The sequence below is a fragment of the Pseudoalteromonas sp. KG3 genome (genome assembly GCF_030436385.1).
Lineage (GTDB): Bacteria > Pseudomonadota > Gammaproteobacteria > Enterobacterales > Alteromonadaceae > Pseudoalteromonas > Pseudoalteromonas prydzensis.
Genome location: NZ_CP098523.1, coordinates 785,963 through 806,548 on the forward strand (window position 1 = coordinate 785,963; position 20,586 = coordinate 806,548).

Annotated in this window: 21 protein-coding genes, 1 tRNA gene and 1 pseudogene; 16 read left to right on the plus strand and 7 right to left on the minus strand. The window is 39.2% G+C overall.

The window, feature by feature from the left end:
* Positions 1–7: 7 nt before the first annotated feature.
* Complete coding sequence (locus NDQ71_RS03855; RefSeq protein WP_301562287.1) at positions 8–2,509, minus strand: ABC transporter permease; 2,502 nt, start codon at positions 2,507–2,509, stop codon at positions 8–10.
* Positions 2,499–3,212, minus strand: a complete 714-nt coding sequence (locus NDQ71_RS03860) for an ABC transporter ATP-binding protein (RefSeq protein WP_192540505.1) — start codon at positions 3,210–3,212, stop codon at positions 2,499–2,501. The genes NDQ71_RS03855 and NDQ71_RS03860 overlap by 11 nt, the downstream gene beginning before the upstream one ends.
* Between NDQ71_RS03860 and NDQ71_RS03865 the strand changes: the two genes are divergently transcribed.
* From NDQ71_RS03865 to NDQ71_RS03875, 3 genes are all read left to right on the plus strand, one after another.
* Positions 3,213–3,833, plus strand: a complete 621-nt coding sequence (locus NDQ71_RS03865; RefSeq protein WP_301562288.1) for an arylesterase — start codon at positions 3,213–3,215, stop codon at positions 3,831–3,833. It abuts the gene before it with no gap.
* 106 nt (positions 3,834–3,939) lie between these two features.
* A tRNA-Pro gene (locus NDQ71_RS03870) sits at positions 3,940–4,016 on the plus strand.
* Between the two features lie 277 nt (positions 4,017–4,293).
* The gene (locus NDQ71_RS03875; RefSeq protein WP_024594351.1) at positions 4,294–4,782 is read left to right on the plus strand and encodes a hypothetical protein; all 489 of its coding nucleotides are present in this window, start codon (positions 4,294–4,296) and stop codon (positions 4,780–4,782) included.
* Between the two features lie 180 nt (positions 4,783–4,962).
* Here NDQ71_RS03875 and NDQ71_RS03880 read toward each other — a convergent pair whose 3' ends face one another.
* Positions 4,963–6,360 (minus strand): heavy metal sensor histidine kinase, encoded by a 1,398-nt coding sequence (locus NDQ71_RS03880; RefSeq protein ID WP_024594350.1) that lies wholly within the window; start codon positions 6,358–6,360, stop codon positions 4,963–4,965.
* Complete coding sequence (locus tag NDQ71_RS03885; RefSeq protein WP_002963239.1) at positions 6,350–7,036, minus strand: heavy metal response regulator transcription factor; 687 nt, start codon at positions 7,034–7,036, stop codon at positions 6,350–6,352. Before NDQ71_RS03885 ends, NDQ71_RS03880 begins: the two co-directional genes overlap by 11 nt.
* Positions 7,037–7,202: 166 nt before the next feature.
* On the opposite strand from NDQ71_RS03885, the gene NDQ71_RS03890 reads away from it, so the two are divergent.
* The 12 genes and pseudogenes from NDQ71_RS03890 (at position 7,203) to NDQ71_RS03945 (ending at position 16,478) form a co-directional block, all read left to right on the plus strand.
* Positions 7,203–9,026 carry a copper resistance system multicopper oxidase gene (locus NDQ71_RS03890; protein ID WP_301562289.1) on the plus strand — a complete coding sequence of 608 codons (1,824 nt, stop codon included), beginning with the start codon at positions 7,203–7,205 and terminating at the stop codon, positions 9,024–9,026.
* A complete protein-coding gene (locus tag NDQ71_RS03895) occupies positions 9,023–9,886 on the plus strand; it encodes a copper resistance protein B (RefSeq protein WP_165744864.1) in 864 nt (287 codons plus the stop codon). The genes NDQ71_RS03890 and NDQ71_RS03895 overlap by 4 nt, the downstream gene beginning before the upstream one ends.
* A gap of 22 nt (positions 9,887–9,908) precedes the next feature.
* On the plus strand, positions 9,909–10,316 hold the full coding sequence (locus NDQ71_RS03900; RefSeq protein WP_301562290.1) for a copper resistance CopC family protein: 408 nt from the start codon (positions 9,909–9,911) through the stop codon (positions 10,314–10,316).
* Between the two features lie 11 nt (positions 10,317–10,327).
* Positions 10,328–11,236 carry a copper resistance D family protein gene (locus NDQ71_RS03905; protein WP_301562291.1) on the plus strand — a complete coding sequence of 303 codons (909 nt, stop codon included), beginning with the start codon at positions 10,328–10,330 and terminating at the stop codon, positions 11,234–11,236.
* A gap of 23 nt (positions 11,237–11,259) precedes the next feature.
* Positions 11,260–11,691: a nuclear transport factor 2 family protein gene (locus tag NDQ71_RS03910; RefSeq protein WP_301562292.1), complete on the plus strand. Its 432-nt coding sequence runs from the start codon at positions 11,260–11,262 to the stop codon at positions 11,689–11,691.
* 51 nt (positions 11,692–11,742) lie between these two features.
* Complete coding sequence (locus NDQ71_RS03915; protein ID WP_024602346.1) at positions 11,743–12,879, plus strand: ISAs1 family transposase; 1,137 nt, start codon at positions 11,743–11,745, stop codon at positions 12,877–12,879.
* Between the two features lie 5 nt (positions 12,880–12,884).
* A pseudogene (locus NDQ71_RS03920) lies at positions 12,885–12,983 on the plus strand (DUF4440 domain-containing protein); the annotation flags it as partial.
* A gap of 10 nt (positions 12,984–12,993) precedes the next feature.
* Complete coding sequence (locus NDQ71_RS03925; RefSeq protein ID WP_024591412.1) at positions 12,994–13,512, plus strand: DUF411 domain-containing protein; 519 nt, start codon at positions 12,994–12,996, stop codon at positions 13,510–13,512.
* 133 nt (positions 13,513–13,645) lie between these two features.
* On the plus strand, positions 13,646–14,158 hold the full coding sequence (locus NDQ71_RS03930; protein WP_192540501.1) for a DUF305 domain-containing protein: 513 nt from the start codon (positions 13,646–13,648) through the stop codon (positions 14,156–14,158).
* A 24-nt stretch (positions 14,159–14,182) separates the two neighbouring features.
* Positions 14,183–14,914 carry a MauE/DoxX family redox-associated membrane protein gene (locus tag NDQ71_RS03935; protein ID WP_002963060.1) on the plus strand — a complete coding sequence of 244 codons (732 nt, stop codon included), beginning with the start codon at positions 14,183–14,185 and terminating at the stop codon, positions 14,912–14,914.
* Between the two features lie 529 nt (positions 14,915–15,443).
* Complete coding sequence (locus NDQ71_RS03940) at positions 15,444–15,905, plus strand: hypothetical protein (RefSeq protein ID WP_157586705.1); 462 nt, start codon at positions 15,444–15,446, stop codon at positions 15,903–15,905.
* 99 nt (positions 15,906–16,004) lie between these two features.
* Positions 16,005–16,478, plus strand: a complete 474-nt coding sequence (locus tag NDQ71_RS03945; protein ID WP_192540500.1) for a DUF2314 domain-containing protein — start codon at positions 16,005–16,007, stop codon at positions 16,476–16,478.
* 194 nt (positions 16,479–16,672) lie between these two features.
* On the opposite strand, the gene NDQ71_RS03950 is transcribed toward NDQ71_RS03945, so the two are convergent.
* A complete protein-coding gene (locus NDQ71_RS03950) occupies positions 16,673–17,890 on the minus strand; it encodes an IS4 family transposase (RefSeq protein WP_301562640.1) in 1,218 nt (405 codons plus the stop codon).
* A 724-nt stretch (positions 17,891–18,614) separates the two neighbouring features.
* Positions 18,615–18,926 carry a hypothetical protein gene (locus tag NDQ71_RS03955; protein ID WP_192542124.1) on the minus strand — a complete coding sequence of 104 codons (312 nt, stop codon included), beginning with the start codon at positions 18,924–18,926 and terminating at the stop codon, positions 18,615–18,617.
* A gap of 146 nt (positions 18,927–19,072) precedes the next feature.
* Between NDQ71_RS03955 and NDQ71_RS03960 the strand changes: the two genes are divergently transcribed.
* Entirely contained in the window at positions 19,073–19,300 is a 228-nt protein-coding gene (locus tag NDQ71_RS03960; RefSeq protein ID WP_192542125.1) for a hypothetical protein, read from the plus strand.
* A 62-nt stretch (positions 19,301–19,362) separates the two neighbouring features.
* Here the strand turns inward: NDQ71_RS03960 and NDQ71_RS03965 are convergent, their stop codons facing one another.
* Entirely contained in the window at positions 19,363–20,577 is a 1,215-nt protein-coding gene (locus NDQ71_RS03965) for a winged helix-turn-helix domain-containing protein (protein ID WP_192542126.1), read from the minus strand.
* Positions 20,578–20,586: the final 9 nt, after the last annotated feature.

Below are 20,586 nucleotides of genomic sequence, written 5' to 3' on the forward strand. Positions count from 1 at the left end.
TAGAATTTTACGCTAAAGAGCGCAGCAATCCTTGGGTATTTTTGCGCATGGTTCTGGCTATCATAAAGTAACCGAGTGATGCCACAAACACGCCACCGACAATTGGCCCAATCAGCCAAATATGTGGGTGCAGCTTACCTGCTAAGTCAAACATCTCACGTTGCACTATTAATAACGCCACATCGCTGACCAGCGCAGCAACAAAACCCGCAGCGCTGCCAAGCAATAAAAATTCATACAAGGTCGCATTTTTTATTAATCGCCCTTTGGCACCTAAAGTACGCAATATCACAATTTCTTGCATCCGCTCGCCCAAGCTTGCTTGCACTTGGGAAATCAATACTAAGCCACCACACATCACCACTATCGCTAGTACAAAGCCAATAGCTAATGACACTTGCGAAATAGTCGAGCGAATTTGTTTTACAAAGCTCTCAACATCTATGGCATTAATGGTTGGGTAACTGCGTAATAACTGGCTAAAGTCGCGTTTTTGCTCATCATTAATTCGTACCGATGAAATATAAGTCGCCGGAAAATCAGCTAAAACATCAGGGCTTAAAATAATAAAGAAGTTAGGTTTTAAAGTTGCCCAATTCACTTTACGAACACTGGTAATTTTGGCATCAAACGATTGCGCACCAATTAAAAAGGTCAAGGTATCGCCCAGTTTTACATCTAAGCGTTCGAGCATTGACTCTTCCACTGACGCTTCAGCGGTCGCATTATCGCCAAACCACTCGCCAGCAATGATCTCATTTTGTGCAGGCGCTTGCTCAAGCCAAGTAAGGTTCAGCTCACGACCAATACCAGAGCGGGCTTCTTCGTCTTTCTTTTCATTATCTTGCAACGACACTTCACGGGCAACCAGCTCACCGTTTACCGCATTGACACGACCACGAACTGTCGGATAAAAATCAGACACTTGAATATTCTTTTGTTCTAAAAACGCATTAACATCGGGTAATTCAGTTTCTGTAATATTCACCAAAAAGGCATTTGGCGCATCACTTGGTAATTGCGATTGCCAATCAGCGATCATATCGTTTTTAAGTACCACTAAAAATAACAACAATTTTATAGCAAGTGAAAAGCTGATCAACTGCACCGCATTAGCATTAGCCCGTTTTTGAATAGAGGCAATCGCAAGCGACCAACTGCTACCAGGGCGCAGCCCTAACTTACGCCCGCCACCAAAGATGATTCGTGATAGCAAAAATAGTATGGCAATTAAAACCAGCGTTGAAACAAATAAAATAGCGGTGATTTTTAAGTTATTACTAAATAACCACATGAGTAAAAATACCGTCACAGCCGACATGCCTAAATGCACTTTACTCACCAACAGCTTATCGCCCAAATTACGGCGTAATACTCTAAGTGGCGGAATATCAAATAAATCTAATAACGGCTTGATTGAAAACATCACCGCACAAATCACACCGGTGCAGATCGCTACAAACCACGGTTTTAAACCCGCAGCAGGCAAAGTGTTATTCATTGATTTTGCCAAATAGCCAGTGGCAATTTCTTGTAAACCGTAACCAATGGCTAAGCCTAGGATCACCGATAAACCACATACCAATGATAAATGCAGTAAGTAAATTTTACGGATCATTGCGCGGCTGCCACCTAACGTTTTCATCATCGCAACGGGATCATACTGGCGTTCACAATAGCGTTTAGCAGAGACAGCAATTGCCACGGCAGCTAAAATAATCCCCAATAAACCAGCCAGTAATAAAAAGCTTTCGGCACGGTTTAAACTATTAGCTATCGGCGATTGTCGGTCTTTTACGCCATACCACTGCTGATTTTCTTTCATTTGAGGTTTTAGCCACGCATAAAAATCGCTGATCTCGCTCTCATCACCAGCATACAATTGACGGTAAAAAACACGGCTGCCAGGTTGAATAACTTCGGTTTTTGCTACATCTTGGTTATTTAAAAGTACACGGCGACTACTCGAAAAAATATTAAATGGTGCATCTGGCTCTTCAACCAGTACTTTTTCGATATGAAATTGCGCAGCACCGAGTTCAACCGTATCACCCACTTTGACATTTAATGCATAAAATACCGATTCACTAAACCACACATTACCAACCGATGGCCCCTGCGTGGCAACTTCAACCTCACCGGTTAAGCTACTTTTAACTTTTAATTCGCCCTTAAGTGGGTAATGATCCGATACCGCTTTAACTGAACTCAATTGCATTTCGTCATTAGCAAACAGCATAGTATCAAAGTAAGTGAGCTGTGCGGTTTCTAAGTTGTATTCGCTTGCTTTTGTTAAATACTCATCTGGTAATTCATGGTTACTTGCCAGCACGCGATCCGCGGCAATAAAGGCACTGCTTTTTTGCGCGATGCTTTGCCCTATACGATCCGTTACCATAGAAAGTGTTAAAACCGTTAATACCGCAAGCGATATTGCCGCACAGATCACCGTAAGTTCACCACGGCGAAACTCACGGCTAAATAATTTTAATGCTAATTTAGCCCACATTCGCCACAGCCTCATTGGTATTTTTAACTAATTGCCCCGCTTCAATTTGCAAAACGTGCTGACATTTCGCAGCCAGTGCTTCATCGTGCGTCACTAGTACTAATGTAGTGCCGTGCAGCTTATTAAGGTCAAATAACAGTGATTCTATTAACTTACCGTTTTTGCTATCAAGGTTAGCAGATGGCTCATCCGCGAATAATATTTTGGGCGTGCCAATAAATGCGCGGGCAATGGCAACACGTTGTTGCTCACCGCCAGAGAGCTGCGATGGGTAATGCTCAACACGATGACTCAAACCAACTTTTTCTAGTAGTTCAAGTGCCTGCTGCTTGGCATTTGATTCACCAGCAAGCTCGGCAGGTAGCATCACATTTTCAAGTGCCGTTAAACTTTGTACCAACATAAAGGATTGAAATACAAAACCGACTTTGGCGGCTCTGAGTGCTGCTCGGGCTTCTTCATCAAGTTCATGCAGTGGCTCACCATCTAAATAAATTGAGCCTTGAGTCGATTGGTCCAACCCTGCTAGTAAACTTAGTAAAGTTGACTTACCAGAACCAGACGTGCCAACCACAGCCACTGAGTCCCCAGACTTGACATTAAAGGTGATGTCGCTGAGGATGGGCAAATCCCCTTCAAGGGTAGTAACCGTTTTTGAAAGACCTTTAACCTGAATGATATTTAATTGAGATAGCGCTGACATATGATGAATTCAATCCTACGTTTTATATTCGTTTTACTATTAGTAATCAAACCACTTAGTGCGGCAGCTGACAACACAATTTTAATTTTAGGAGACAGTTTAAGTGCCGCCTACGGTTTAAAACAAGAACAAGGCTGGGTTAAATTGTTACAAGATAAATACGATACTGAGCAAGCACCAGTACAACTGATCAACGCCAGTATCAGTGGTGAAACCACCGGTGGTGCACTGCGCCGGTTAGATAGCCTGCTCAATGAATTTCAACCTAGCCATGTACTTATTGAGCTTGGTGGTAACGACGGCCTACGTGGCTTCCCTATTAAACGACTGAAAGAAAATCTAGCCAGTTTAGTAAGCAAGAGCAAACAAGCTGATGCCAAAGTGGCGATTATGGAAATACACATTCCGCCTAACTACGGGCCACGTTATACCGGACAATTTACCGCAAGTTTCGCCACCATTGCTGATGAAACCAACAGCCATTTAATGCCGTTTTTTGTGCTTGATATCGCATCTGATAAAAGCCTAATGCAAAACGACAACATACACCCTAACAAAACTGCTCAACCTATACTACGAGATACCATGTATAAATCGATCAATGACTGGATAAATAACTAAAAACCCATCTAAAATTTTTTATTTCACTCAGTACGTTTAATAAATGTTCAAATAAACAAAAGCTTATTGATTTTTGAAAAAATATACGTACTATTGCTTGCAACGTCGGTATGTAGCGCAGCTTGGTAGCGCACTGTCATGGGGTGGCAGGGGTCGAGAGTTCGAATCTCTCCATACCGACCAATTAATTCCTCTTTATTTCAACTCGTTATAAATTAAACTCTCTTCTTTATCGCACAATTAAATTAGTATTTTTAAATATATGTCGCACATTTATCGCACGATACTTGCCTTAAATTATTTTATAATTTTAAGGTATAAAAGGGGGGGATATATAGGAAGACAGCTAATGGCACCCTTCTAAACCGTCTTTATCATTATTTTAAAAAATAAACACATTTAACTTGTCTCCATGTTTTTCAAATTGTAATTTTAATCTAAAAGTACATTAGAGAATGTTATGCACATCAATCAAAAAAGAAAAACCACTTCACACTTATTATTTGATGAAATTATTTGTGCAATTGTGTTTGGCTCAATACCCTGTCTTTTAGTACTACAATTTTCAGGTGTAGAAGGCCTAGTTAGCTTTTTCGAAGGGATTACTCCCCCTGACTATCTAATATACTACTTTCTTCTACTGACTATTTTGCATAGTGTTGTTTGGGCTATTTCTAAATACAGCTTGTCTTTATCCGATTCTACTAGAACGTTTAAATACAGATTACATGCACTTTCATATCAAGTTGGTTTTAATCTAGTAGGTTTTTATCGAGCTATAGCAGGTTCACTCCCTTTCATTGCAATACCTATATTAATTTATGATTCGACAAGAGATAGCACCCTTAAAGCTATATTTATGCTTTTATTTTCAATTGCTAGTTTACTAGTCGCCTACTGGCTAACATATTGGCAGCAAAAGACCGCACCAAGAATTAAAGAGTTTTGATTTATGCTTAAGCGAACAAAAAGTTTGAAACTTAAGGCAACAACTAACTTGAAAAATGCCGGACACCTGTGAATTGGAAATTAAAAGAAGATAGGCAGCTTTGAGTGGTTGAACTCACAGCACTTAGCTGAACTTCGCCAAAGAGCTACAAGCAAACATTGAGTTAATCGATTTTAATAATTAGCTTTTAACTAAATTTAAATAAACTTTAAAGCTGGTAGTTTGATTATTTGAACTGACCTCTATATCTCCACCGTTTGCTTGCGCTAGAGCTTTAACTATTGCAAGCCCTAAACCTGCTCCGTCGCTGTGTCGTTGCCGCGACTTATCAGGTCGATAAAAGCGGTCAAATAAATAAGGTAAATGCTCAGAAGGTATTCTCTCCCCTGTATTAATCACTGAAATGCATATTTTTTCAGCGGTGGTCATTTCACTGTTTACAGTGATTGATGAGCCTTTTGGGGCGTATCTAATTGCATTGGATAGTAAGTTTGATAATAATTGGCGAAAGTGTAATTTGTCACAATAAAAACAAAGGTTTTGACCTTTTTTATTAAATGCAATCAATGAGTCTTCAGCCAATGCGTCAAAATACTCAAATAACACTTCAATTTCATCATGGCTTTTTAGAGTGTTTTGAACGGGTTTAATTAGCCCATTTTGAGTTTTTGCGAGCCAAAGCATATCACTAACCATTTTAGTTAATCGCTCAAGTTCTTCTAAGTTAGAAAACAATAATTCTTGATACTCTTCCAACTGCCTTTTTTTAGATAATCCAACCTGTGTTTGAGTAATTATATTTGTTAGTGGAGTTCGTAGTTCATGAGCAATATCACTAGAAAAATTTGATAAGCGAATAAATTCACCCTGGAGCCTGTCGAGCATTGAGTTAAACGACTGCACCATATTAACAAGCTCAATAGGCACTTTATTTTCATCGAGCCTTACATCCATTTTATTAGTTTGGATATCGTGTATTTTCTGACTTAAACCTCGTAAAGGGTTTAATCCTTGATGTATAGCAAACCAAGCCACCAATAAAATGAGTACCGCTGAGCCAAACATAATGGCCCAAAGGCTTTGCTGAAATTGATTGAGAAAGTGTAAATGAAAGCTCATGTCTATCGCTGTAGTAATTTTGTATTGCTGTTGCCCAGTACTTAAATTACTCACCAGAGCTCGGTAGGTGTGGGTATCATTTTGCCATGAGGTAATGTTGTTACGGTTAAAGCCAGTTGAAGCCTTAGCACTCATTACAAAATCACTAAAATCTCGTTCAGAGCTTTGAAAAATGAGATCTCCTTTTGCGGTATTTACCTGATAGTAAACACCGTGATGACCCGCTACAGCGTTAGATAATTCATTTTTAAGTTTCAGGTTTGATTTATAGTGTTGTGTTAAAACTAATTCAATAGATTGATTAATAACATGCAGTTCACTACTATCTTGCTGGAAAAAATGATGTTTTATCGAACTATTTATTAAGGTGGCAACTAAAGTTAAGCACGCAATAACGGTTACAGCCACAAACAACACAACACGCATCGTAAGTGATAAAGGCCGTGACTTAATAGCCATCAGTTTCAACCTCTAATTTATAGCCCATACCACGAACTGTATGAATTAATTTAACAGTAAAGTCATCATCAACTTTTGCTCTTAGCCTACGAATGGCAACATCAATCACATTGGTGTCGCTATCAAAATTCATATCCCATACTTGAGAAGCAATTAACGAACGTGGCAGTACTTCACCTTCGCGCCGTAACAATAGTTCAAGTAAGCTAAACTCTTTATTACTCAATAAAATACGCTTGCCTGCACGTTGTATTTTTCGCTTTGGAATATCCATTTCTAAATCAGCAACGATCAGTATATCGTCAACTGTTTGTACTGCACCACGGCGAATAAGAGTGCGTACTCTTGCTAAAACTTCAGCAAAAGCAAAAGGCTTTATTAAATAGTCATCAGCACCAAGTTCGAGCCCCTTTACTCTATCGTCTATGCTATCGCGAGCAGATAAAAATAGTACTGGGGTTTTGTTATCTGCTTCACGTAGCGACTGTAAAATTTTCCAACCGGATACGTCAGGTAACATGACATCAAGTATTATTACATCAAATAATTCGGTCATTGCTAGGTGATGGCCGTCAAGACCATTGCGCGCCAAAGAAACCTGAAAACCAGCTTCACTTAGTCCCTGTTTTAAATAATCTCCCGTTTTTGCTTCATCTTCAACAACTAATAAGCGCATACAATTCCTTCATTAAAGTCCTAACAACTACCTCTGCAAATATTATGCAGTATCTGTCACTACAGCAACATGACACCAAGATTACAACTTTGTAATGTTCGCGTCATGTTGAAGACAGGTCTATTTTCTATACTCAATACATATTCTGCTATGAAGGAGTAAGGAAATGGGGTTTAAAAAGTCATCACAACAGGTTAGCACACCACGAAGACGATTTGTTCAAGGCTTAATTGCAGGAGGTGTACTTGCTGCTTTTCCGAGTGTATTACATGCTGCATCATCTTTAGTAGCAGGAACAATAACAGGCACTGTACCCGAACTTAGCGGCGAAGTAATTGATCTGGTTATAGATGAATCGCCGGTTAACTTTACTGGCGTAGTACGTATGGCGACAACTATCAATGGATCTATACCCGCTCCTACCTTGCGCCTCAAAGAAGGCGATGACGTTACTATTAGAGTAACAAATAAGTTATCAGTACCGAGTTCAATTCATTGGCATGGCATTATTTTACCGTATCAAATGGATGGCGTACCAGGTATCAGCTTTAAAGGCATTATGCCGGGCGAAACCTTTGTTTATAAATTTAAACTGCAACAAAGCGGTACATATTGGTATCACTCACATAGTGGCTTTCAAGAAATGACAGGCATGTACGGTGCATTAATTATTGAACCGCGAGAAAACGATATTATTAGTGCAGATAACGAGCATGTTATTCAATTATCTGATTGGACTGATGATGACCCAATGGCGCTGTTCCGTAAATTAAAAGTACAGAGTGATGTATTTAACTTCAATCAACCCACTGTCCCAGAGTTTTTCGATGACGTTTCAAGCAGCAGTATTTCAAATGCTCTACAGCGCCGAAAAATGTGGAATCAGATGCGAATGAATCCTACAGATTTAGCTGATTTATCTGCATCAGCAATGACTTTTTTAATGAACGGTAGTACTCCAATGGCAAACTGGCGTGGATTATTTAAAGTCGGTGAAAAGCTTAGGTTAAGGTTTATTAATGGCTCTAGTAATAGCTTTTTTGACGTGCGTATCCCCGAGTTAAAACTAACGGTTGTACAAGCAGATGGGCAAAACGTTGAACCAGTGACAGTTGATGAATTTAGATTCGGCCCTGGTGAAACCTACGACGTAATTGTTGAGCCTAAAAATGATGCCTATACGATTTTTGCTCAAAGTATGGATCGCTCTGGTTACGCAAAAGGAACTTTATCAAGCTCGCCTAATATTGATGCGCCAGTACCTGCACTTGACCCTGTTGAATGGTTAACGATGACCGATATGATGGGCAATATGACCCACGGCGGTGAGCACTCTGCAATGGCTGGTATGGCAGGCATGTCAGGTATGAACTCTAAAGAAATGGATCATAGCGCTATGGACCACGGTGCAATGGCAATGGATCATAGCAAACATGGTATGTCTGAAAACCCATTAGCGGTTGCCAGCTCTAAAGTGCGTCATGCAAAAACGGAGTATGGAGCTTCAGTTGATATGCGCGTTGATATGCCTAGAACAAATCTTGATGATCCTGGTATTGGTTTACGTAAAAATGGTCGTCGTGTTTTAACACTTGCAGATTTACACTCACTTGAAGGGATCACTAACCAGCAACAGCCAGAAGCTGAAATTGAGCTGCATTTAACCGGAAACATGGAGCGTTATAGCTGGTCATTTGATGGCTTAGAATTTGGTAAAAGCACGCCAGTGCATATGAAGCATAACCAACGTTTAAGAGTTATTTTACAAAACGATACCATGATGACACACCCTATGCATTTGCATGGTATGTGGAGTGATTTAGAAAACGAGCAAGGTGATGTGCAAGTACGACGTCATACGATTCCTGTTCAACCCGCACAAAGAATCAGCTTTTTAACCACCCCTCATGATGTAGGTCGCTGGGCTTGGCATTGCCATTTATTATTCCATATGGATGCCGGTATGTTTAGAGAGGTAGTCGTATCATGAAACAATTAAAACTATCTAAATCATTCGGTTTATTAATGTTAACTGGGGCTTCATTAATTAGTTTCCCTTTATTAGCGCAAAGTGAAATGGCACAAATGAATAGCGCTAAGATGCAACCACAAGGAGGAAGTGCACCTAAAGATGCAAGAGACCCCCATGCTTACTCTGCGGGAACAACTTTAACAGAAGGCCCATATGCGCTTGAGGGCAATGAACGATTAACACTCGCTGATGAGCATCCATTTTATGCATTACTAGGCGATCGTCTTGAATATAACGAGCAAGCAAACGCAGGTGTATTTGACTTACAAGCATGGTACGGCACTACCTTTGATCGATTGGTAATTAAAACCGAGGGTGATTTCAGCGAAGGAAGTATTGAAGAAAACCAAACCGATATTTTATGGGGTCACGCCGTATCAGCATATTGGGATACTCAAGCAGGTGTTCGTCTTGATTACAATAAAGAAGGTGAAAATCGGCAATGGTTGGCTTTTGGCTTACAAGGTTTAGCCCCTTATTGGTTTGAACTTGATATGACAGCATACGTAGGTGAGCGAGGCAATACCGCATTTACGTTAGAGGCAGAGTACGAACTATTACTCACGCAAAAGCTAATTATACAACCGCGAGCCGAAATTACACTTTATGGCAAAAACGATAAACAAAACGAACTTGGAAGTGGCCTATCAAGCAGCGCGATTGGCTTTAGGGTTCGTTATGAATTTACACGCCAGTTTGCGCCCTATATTGGCGTTGAATGGAGCAATAAATTTGGCAATACCGCCGACTATGCCACATCAAGTGGACAAAGTAGCAACAACACCGCATTTGTTGCGGGTATTAAATTTTGGTTTTAATCATTTTAAATAAGAGGTAATTATGAAGTTTTTTAATTCTGCAGTAGCTATTTTAGGTTTAGTACTTACATTTTCCGCATCAGCGCATATATCACTCAAGCAATCAACACCTGCGCAAGAAGCCATGTTAATGAAAAGCCCAGAGCAATTTTCGTTAACTTTTGGTGGTGAAGTAAGGCTAGCAAAAGTCATCATCAAAGATGAAAAAAATAAAACAATAAACTTTGATTTCAAACCAAGCTCTACCCCAAGCACAGACTTTAGTTGGTCATTGCCGAGCTTAGTCCAAGGGACTTACACGGTTAAATGGACAGCACTGGGTGGTGATGGACATAAAATGACCGACACGTTTAGATTTATGGTACACAAAAGTGAATCGCATAAGATGATGCAAGAACAATCTAATACCCACAGCAAACATAATCATTAAGTAGCAACATAATGCAATTAAGTGAATGGTCAGTACTCTTACTATTATTAAAACTAGCAAGCTATATCGCAATTGCAGGGCTTGCGGGCACTTTATTAATGCGCTTTATGTGTGGCAACAGCAATGTTGCAGGGCATCACTTAATTAGCTTTTATCAGTTCTTAAAACGTTGGCAAATTACGTGTGTAGTTACAGGTAGTATTGCTGCACTTTTACAAGTACCAATAGAAGCTGGAGCAATGGCTGAATCAGGCTTTATGGGAATGTTTGACCCCTTTATGCTTGAAATTGTTTGGCAATCAGTCATAGGTGACCAAGCAACGTTTAGAATACCAGCGCTTATTATTGCTCTAATTAGCGCATGTATGTGGAGTGTGGAATCAGATGATAACGTAGCAGGTTATAAAAACGGTGCCGTTATACTAATCATGCTTGGGTTTATCGCTTATAGCTTCACTTTTACTGGGCACAGTGCAAATGAAAATGGGTTAGTGAAAAGTATTTTAACCTTTCACCTTATTGCCATTGCGAGCTGGTTAGGGTCATTGTGGCCGCTTTACAAAAGCTGCACTTTACTACCTACCAGTGAAGTAAAGCGGTTAATGCATTACTTTGGTCAACTCGCTATTGTTATTGTATTTGTACTACTTATTTCGGGCTTAACTCTGCTCCTGCAGTACCTAGAGTCATTTTCTGCATTGTTTACATCAAATTATGGGCAACTAATTTTATTAAAGCTGTTACTCGTCTGCGCGATGCTGTTACTAGGTGCATGGCATAAGCTTTTTTTAGTCCCGCAAATCACTCAACAACACCATATAAGTATATTAAAACGCTCGATCATTGTTGAAATATTAATTGCCCTATTTGTACTTATTACAACAAGTGTATTGACAACACTTGTTGGTCCGCCTATTTAACGATTAATAAAAAAGGAAAATGTATGTTAATTAAATCCTCTAATTTAAAAATTTTATTGCTACTAATTTTTAGCGCTGTTAGTTCTTTTGCTGTGAACGCACACACCCATGAAGAGCACACAAAAAAAGGCTGGGTCTTTGTTAATGTTGATAGCGAAGCTGCAAAGGCAGTTAGCTTATTTCATGCATCCCTAAAACAAGGCGATGCCAAAGGTGCCCGTAAATTACTGGCCGACGATGTCGTCATTTTTGAAGGCGGAATTGTTGAGCGTTCTGCAGATGAATACGCGAACCATCATATGATAGCGGATATGAAATTCTTAAGTGCAGTTGATAGTGAACTGCTAGAGCATCAAGTTCACACAAATGGAGACATAGCTTACTCAATTTCAAGAAGTAAAACTCAAGGAAAGTATAAAGGGACACGGCAAGATCATTATAAATTGAACTTATAGAATATGTAGTGATCAGATCAAGGCATAATAATCACCTTGGTCACGTAAAATATGAGCGCTACTTTTCTGAAACACTTTAATTCAATTACCGATCCTCGCATTGAACGCTGTAAAAAGCATGAGCTTATCGATATTCTCCTTTTAGCCATTAGTGCAGTAATCTCCGGTGCACAAGGATGGGAGGATATTGAAGACTTTGGGCATCTAAAACTTGATTGGTTAAAAAGATATGGCGCTTTCAACGCGGGTATTCCAAGACACGACACCATAGCCCGTGTCATTTGTCGGTTAAAATCAGATGAAATAGAGCATGCATTTCAATCTTGGATATCTTCACTTATTGAAACCACGGGTGCTGATATTATTGCTATGGATGGAAAAACTGCACGTCGTTCATTTACAACCAAAGATAGAAAAAGTGCTTTACATACCGTCAGTGCATGGAGCTGCCAACACCAGTTAGTTTTAGGGCAAACAGCCGTTGATAGCAAAACAAATGAAATCACAGCCATACCTGAGTTACTCACCATGCTAGATATTGAAAATAGCATCATTACACTTGATGCTATGGGCTGCCAGCAAGAAATAGCGAAACAAATAATTAAACAAAAAGCTGATTATATCCTAGCGCTCAAAGGTAACCATTCAGGTATGCAGAGTGAATTAGAAGCTTGGTGGCACAAGAGTGAGCGCGAAGGATTGACCAATAGCAACTATGATAAACATACCGAAATAAGCTCAGGGCATGGGCGCATTGAAACAAGGGTTTGTCAGCAATTGCTTATTGATAAAAGCTGGTTAGATAAAATCTACCAATGGTCTGGCTTAAAGAGTGTTATTCAAGTAACCGCTGAGGTTCACGATAAATCATCAGGTACAGACACGATAGAAACGCGTTGGTATATTAGTTCGTTAGCGTTAGGTGCGGAGCAAGCACTTAATGCGGTACGAAGCCACTGGCAGGTTGAAAGTATGCATTGGATGTTGGATATGAACTTTAGGGAAGATGAATCAAGAATCCGTAAGAAGCAAGGACCCCTTGTTTTTAACGTAATGAGAAAAATAGCCATGGCGTTATTTAAACAAGATACAACTAAAACAGCCAGTATGGCGAGAAAAAAGAAAATGGCAGGGCTAGACGATGATTATCGCTCAACCCTGTTAGAATCTGGGATTAAAATGCGCTAGCCGTGTATAAAGGGAAAGATATTAAGTCTACGGGAATGGAATCAATCACATTAAAAAACACCGATAAAGGTTGGAAAATCACTCATATTCACTGGTCTAATTAAGGAGTTAACAATGCGAGTAATCTACATTACCTCAGCGTTTTTTTTATCATTAACTATGTCATTTTCGGCAATGAGTATCGAAAAACAGCATAAAACATCAATAATCTATGAAAATTCAGAAAAACCTGAAATTGAGCTTACCGTTTATAAAAGTAAAAATTGTGGATGTTGTAATAAGTGGATTGCTCATTTGAGTGAAAACAATATTCAAACAAAAGCAATTAACGTTAATGACATGGGGTCGATTAAATCTCAGTATCAAATAAAACCTAATATGCGCTCATGCCATACAGCCGTGTCAGCCGATGGATTTGTATTTGAAGGTCATGTTCCCGCTAAACATATAAAACAGTTTTTATCTGGGCAACACGCTCCGCACATTACAGGCTTAAGTGTACCAGCCATGCCTATTGGCACTCCCGGAATGGAAATGGAGGGTATATTTCACAAATATAATATTGAACTACTCACTGACAACTCAAATGAAGAAACCTACAGATACATAAGTAAATCCAGCGAGCAATTTTAGCCTAACGGCATAATTCTTGAGTTAATTGTTAAATACCCATTTTACACAACAGGAAACACTGATTTGTGAGCTTGATAGTGTAAAGATTACTCATATGTAAAAACAAAATACAAAACTTTTAAGAATCAATACAATGTCACACTATTCAAAATTTTTTTTAATGATAGCAACATCTACAATAACCATGTTTGTATTGATGTATTTGAACACCTACCAACTTAGTCATGTTTATTTTAGTGAAACTCGTACTTATATGGCGCTTTATATGGGAGCCACGATGGCAGTGATAATGCTACTTTTCATGCTCAATATGTATAAAGATAAAAAGAAAAATATAACAGTACTCATTGCTAGTGTTGCCGTATTTGCAGGAAGTTTATTTTTAGTTCGCTCACAAGCGACTGTTGATGATAGCTCATGGATGTCGGCGATGATCCCACATCATTCAATTGCCATACTCACCAGTGACAGGGCAAAAATCAAAGATAAACGCGTTCAAAAGCTAGCTACAAATATAGTTGAAGCCCAAGAGCGAGAAATAAAAGAAATGCAATGGCTCCTAAAAGATATAGAGCAAAACGGCATTGCACAAACCAATGCTCAAGCACAATTAAGAGCTGTTCCAGATTTCAATTCAAATAAATAAACCGCATAACATAAGGAGTAAAGCATGAGTAAATCAGCCCAACTTTTTAGAATGGCAACAGATGAGCATATTTGTCCGTTTGGTTTAAAATCAAAAGACCTACTAGAGCGAGAGGGATATACAGTTGATGATCAGCTTTTAACTTCTCGAGAGCAAACAGATGAATTTAAAAAACAACACAGTGTAGAAACTACACCTCAAGCATTTATTGATAATAAACGTATAGGTGGCTACGACGATTTACGTGATTACTTTAATAAGCCACAAGCAGCCCAAGAAGGTACAACTTACACGCCCGTGATTGCGATTTTTTCGGTTAGTTTTTTGCTTAGTGTGGCATTTAGTTTTGCATCGGATAATAGCTTATTATCAATGCAAACCGCTGAACTGTTCGTAGCCCTAACAATGGCAGTGTTAGCAATACAAAAGCTTCAAGACTTATTTAGCTTTACTAATTCATTTATAACCTATGACTTAGTCGCTATGAAAGTAGTCAGGTACGCTTATGTTTACCCATTTTTAGAAGCATTTGTTGGCATTGGAATGATAGCCGGATTACCAGCCTATATTATTGCCCCTATTTCATTATTCATAGGTGGGGTTGGTGCTGTTTCAGTGATAAAAGCAGTCTATATAGATAAACGAGAGTTAAAATGTGCGTGTGTAGGCGGTGACAGTAACGTACCACTAGGGTTTATCTCTCTAACAGAAAACTTATTTATGATAGCTGCCGGTATTTGGATGTTTGTTAGGTAAATAACAGCTTTAATTTAAAAATATGATGACGAGCTTATTTATAGCACGAACCAGACTCAGTAGTTGAGTCTGGTTCTGCCTGAACTTAAAACGCCATCAATTTGCTCTGGCTTCTCTAAGGTATCTTGAAGTTACAATGAGACTAAAGTTTTTTATTAATTGCATGATTTAAAAAAGCACTAGCCCTCTAACTTTATTAAATAGATCTAATCTAAATTTGATTCCAGGATTCTTTTGGCAATAAATTTTGTGAAATTTTTTCTAGTCCGCTTAGAGCGATTAACGGTCATTGAAAAAGTTAAATTTATTCCTGCTTGTTTGAGTAGGGGCCTAATTTTGTCCGATAACATTATTAACCGCCGTTTTGGTGCAAAATAACGAGCTTAATTTTTAGCTGTTTTAATTACCTGTTTACAAAGGTAATTATTAGTGAAATTATCAATGGTATGTAATATACGCCGTTTTGGTATGTTATAAACCACCACAATGGTGTTCAATAAGCTGTTATATTGCTCTGTAAGGTCAAGTGTTGAATAAGAAAGAATGCAAGGAAAGCGGTATTTTATATGCGGTATTCACTACCGTTTTGTTGTATTTCTTTTTTAAAATTACACTAACTTTCTCTATGGTGTTAGATAGGAACTCCACTTGTCTAAGCTCTATTTGGAGTAACTCTGATACTGTAATAACACCTTTTTCAGCATTTTTGATTGTGGCGATATTGAGCTGTATTTGGTTTTTTTATTGCGGCATAAAGTACAAACAAAAAGTAGGTAAATCTGTATATTTATTATTAGCCGTTGGAGCTGTGTTCTATTACTTTTGGTTCAAAGGGTTTTACGGTTTTTGGCATCTAATGAGCTACGAGCAAAAAGAAATTACATTACAAAGTTTTTTTGAAAAAACAGGTGGTACAGAAAGGTTAAAGTTGTATGGTAATGGGCGTAGCCAAAATGTATTGTGTAAGTCGCAATATAACAAAGCAAATTAAAAGTGTGGACAAAAAACAGTTGGCTTTGTTCGTACCTCACAAATTATAGCCAACTATTTTTAGCCGTTTATTTGCGGCGTTATGAGTCAGGAATCTAGAATGAAGAAGCTCGCATTGCTTTTGCTTATGCTTTTGCCAATATGCTTACCTGTATTAGGTGTAGATGATGAATTCTTCTTGAAAGAAAGAGATGATCAAACCGTTATCAAAGCCTTTGAAAAGGCTAAACAGCATATCGACTTATTTTTAAACGCCTTGGAAGAAAGAAGTACAGAAAATTCCAGGTATGAGCACTATGGGGTATATCTCAAATTTATTGAGGGAGAAGTCGTTGAATATTTGTGGTTGGGTGATGTGCAGAAAAACGAAAATTTTTACATTGGCGTAATTATCAGCGAACCTCGACTATTAAAAGAAACCAAAAATGGAAAAACTATAGGGTTTCACGCTTCAGATATTTATGATTGGCAGGTTACCGAGAAGAAAACAGGTAAGTCATTGGGCGCTTTTTTAATTTGCGCTACATCTGACACTGAGTATCTAAATAGTAGTAGCTTTGCCTGTAATCTGTGAAACTCATAATCGGGTAGCCGGAGGTCTCTAACCTCCAGCCCCCACACCACCCATCATGCGGGTCCGCAATGGGCGGTTCATCTCCCGTAATGAATATTGATCCAAATATCTCTCAATGACACTAAACCTTGTGAAACTAAGTAGTTATTGCCTAGCGCAATGTTAATTCCCTAAGGGATCCCCAGAAATAATCATTAAGTTTCAATTACATCACTCACATCCATATTTTTCCAATCGAGTTGCACTACCACCTGTACGAAATAGGCTAGTCCTGCCAAATAATCTCGCCGTCGCAGTTTAATGGACTGTTTTTTGAAGTATCGCAGCCCAACAAATGCCCATGACACTACTCGTCTTTTTTTGGTTGAATTAGCTTGAAAAGCGCCTGTCTTTCCTGCTTTGTCTATCACTGCACCCAGCATCATTGAGAACCAATGAGCCAGTGTGGCAAGCAGCAACAGTATGTCTAATCGATAGAGTTTGTTTGTCCTGTGCAGATCTGAGCCTAAGCCGAACCTAACACTTTTTTGATCTCGAAATCCTGCTTCTATCTGCATTCTCATACCATATAATTTGAGTACTTTTTCGAGAAAGTGGTGCCTCTTTGGAAGAGAAGAAACGAGTAGCCAAGGCTCCTTATAACCACGTTTTTTATCTCTTTTTAATAACTTATGTCCCTTGCCAACCAGCACTGCATGAGTTTGATATTTTGCACTTTTGGTCAACTCGGTCGCGCCAAGATACTGGCTCTTACGTTGATTGCTCTTGAATAGTGACTGGCATGGAACAAACTCATCGCTGCCCTGCGTTTTCAAATGTGCCGTACCTCGAACACGGCTAATATAATGCCAGCCATTGTTTCGCACGGCTTTGAGCCAAGGAACTTTAAAGCCCGCATCCGTCACAATTACGGGCCGGCAGTCACCCGGCAAAATCAGTTTGAGCATCTTTAAGAACCGTTTTTGAACTTTTGGGCAATGATACTGAAAACTGAATGCACTTTCCTGATACAGGGTCAAAGAACGACCTTCACTGGCAATGCTGGCACGCAGAATACAGTATTTGGTTTGTGTATCTGCATGACTCCAATCAACCAAAATGACGGGATGCTTTTCAGTGACCACAAAACGGCTTAAGCGAACATAAACCGATGTCGACTCACGCAAAAGCTCGTGGTTATTGAGTAGTCGATCAATACGTTTAATATCATGTTTTTCAGTTGTTTTTGAATCCAAATTGCGACCAATAGATGTCAAGGTGCATTGCTGACAGTGCAAAAGAGATTTAACGGCAGCGACTAGAGTATTAAATCTGGCTTTATGAATAGAGTTAGGGGTGACAGCGCGGAGCATATTGTGCAAAATAGTAGACGCATTCATGGTGTTTAGTTCTGTTGTTTTTAAGCGATTCATAAGATCACAAAACACCATGAATGTTCCCTCACTACCCATATTTTTTAACACTATTAGTTCATTGATATATAAAGGCTAATTTTGGGGATACTTTAGGTTAATTCCTTTTGTTTTTGAGCTTCGACAAGGGCCTTCGCTTCCAAGCGCCTACTTTTGGTACTGGTGATACCGCATGCTTTGGCCAGTCGCTCACTGACCTCCAATTTCATTAAACTGCGCTATACATCATTATAAATAGCGCCATCGCCGCCCGTAGTAAATTCTTTATCCTTAAGCGTACCCAATGATCTAAATCCACAGTTAGCTGATAGGCGTTGGTTATTAGGTAGTAATGTCCTTAGCCGCGCAAATACTTTTGGGTCTAGAATCTGTATTACTCTTAAGCGCAGCGTCTCTTAATCTCTTTGTGAATAATTCACTAAATTTTTTTTGCACAAAGAGAAGGGAATGAGAAGTAAATGAGGGAAACTTAGCGCTTAGTATTGGCATGCTTACATAACCGACAATCTAACACGAATATTACTAAGCGATTGAATTAAATAGCAACTCAGCTAAGGTTAAACCATCAATAACAATAAATTAAAAACGAGTTATTCTACAGGCTCGTTGCTGGCTGTCCCCTTATGGCACAAAGCGGTCGGGGAAACTAGTCCAGAAAGTTCTAAGCTGTATTGCCACTGTTGCATATTTTGCTGTTTAATTTCAATCTAAGTGCCCTGTCACATTATGTTATCCAATATCTTTTAACTGTTCTTAAACTAAGATTGGTAATAAGTGCAACAGCCTGTTGAGTTGGTTTGTTGCCCGTTTCTTTGGTTATTTTTTTAACAGCTTTTTTAGCAAGCTGCTGCGAATTACTTCGCTTTTTAACCGCAGTGTCTGTAGCTGCTTTTTTCTGCCTCTCCTTAATTTCATCGCATGATAACTTCACTTTTGACTTAATATTTAAATATTCAGGGCAATAGCCGAACAAGTCTTCCAGGTAATCAGCTAGAGTCTCTTTTCTGTACTTGTAGTGTGTTGTTTTTGCCAGCAACTGCCGAATTAAACCACGAGTAATAACTGTTAACTTAGGTTAAAAAACTTTCTCTTTAATTTCGATATGACAATCAATACGATTAACCTTAAATAGCCTGAACTCGGGATAATGACCCTGCTATAACACTTCCGCAAGCCTTGCTAATGGCCGCTATCAACAGCAGTCAAAGAATACTTGCCCCTTTTGAGGGCTATCAGTTAAAAGTTTTCATTCAAGATAAAAACGCCGTGCTATTACTGTGTGAGGATGACGTGTTACTTATTGAAGATGCCGGTTGTACTGCGCAATCTGATATCCAACATTGGCAATCAACTGATCAGCAAGCCTGTGAAACAACTTTAGATACAAATCAAGTGTGTACAGTTAACTGAGCCAAATCTATTTGGCTGCCCAGTGCGTAATAGCTAAGCGTTTACGCACTGTTGCGGTGGCTTTACTGCAATGATTTTAATATGTTCTGCACCACAGCTGTTAGCCGTTGCGGGTAAACTTGAGTTAGTGACACTGAATTACATTGCTGGAATGCTATAAATTTAATGATTGCGTCGCCAAAGGCAGTGATTACGCGTGTAATATCCAATTCATTAGCATCTAAATGCAACGATTTGATCTCTAAATGGGCTGTTTTGCGATGGACTTTGCAATCCATACGACCAATAAATACATCACCAAACAATAGCGGTAAGCAAAAGTAGCCATATTGGCGTTTTGCCTCAGGAACATAACATTCTAGTTGGTAGTTAAACTGAAAAAGTGACTTTAAGCGCTCTCGCTGGATCACGCTATTGTCGAAAGGTGAAAGAATTTTTAGCTGCTCACTGACACGAACTCGAGGCTGCTCAAATGCTCCTGTTGGCAAAAAGTACGATTCCCCATTACTAAATTGCAGTTGTTCTAACAGGCCTTGCTGTGATCGGGTATTTACGAGTGTTTTGATTGCTTCTTTTAACTTGGTATTACGTCGTAAATAAGTTAATCCTTTTATTGAAACAAGCCCATGACACCGCAATTGTTGCTCTAAAATATGCGCTGCAAATTCCGCTAAACTTGGCATCTGTAAATTAACGTCCGCTGGTAGCACGCGCTCTGTGAGTTCATACACTTTTTCGAAGCCTTCACGGCTGCTCACCATTAAGTCCCCTTCCATATACAACTGTTCAAGCGCTTTTTTAGCCGGCTTCCAATCCCACCAACCATTACTTTTGCTCTTATTGCTTTTAATATCTCGCGAACGTAACGGGCCATCAATACGAATGCGTGTAAGCAGTTCATTCATCAGCTTGCGATCGCTGTTTTTATACCAGTGCGTTTGCCCGCTTTTTATTGCATGTTTATAGAGCAAAGAAAAACGAAAGTCTGCGATGGGCAAAAAAGCCGCTGCATGCGCCCAATACTCAAAGATGGCTTTGTTTTCTAACATACTTGCTAGCATATCAGGCGAGTAATTAGGAACTCTTGAATACAAACTATGGTGATGCGCCCGCTGCACAACTGAAATACTATCAAGTTGTACATAGCCGATATGGCTAATGGCTTTGTTTGCCCCCGTTAGCCCATCACCAAAAGGGCTATTTTTCAATAGCCCTTGAGCCGCAAGCGCTATACGACGTAAACGGATAAAGTCTTCTGAACTGTTAATTTGAATCATGAACGTTCA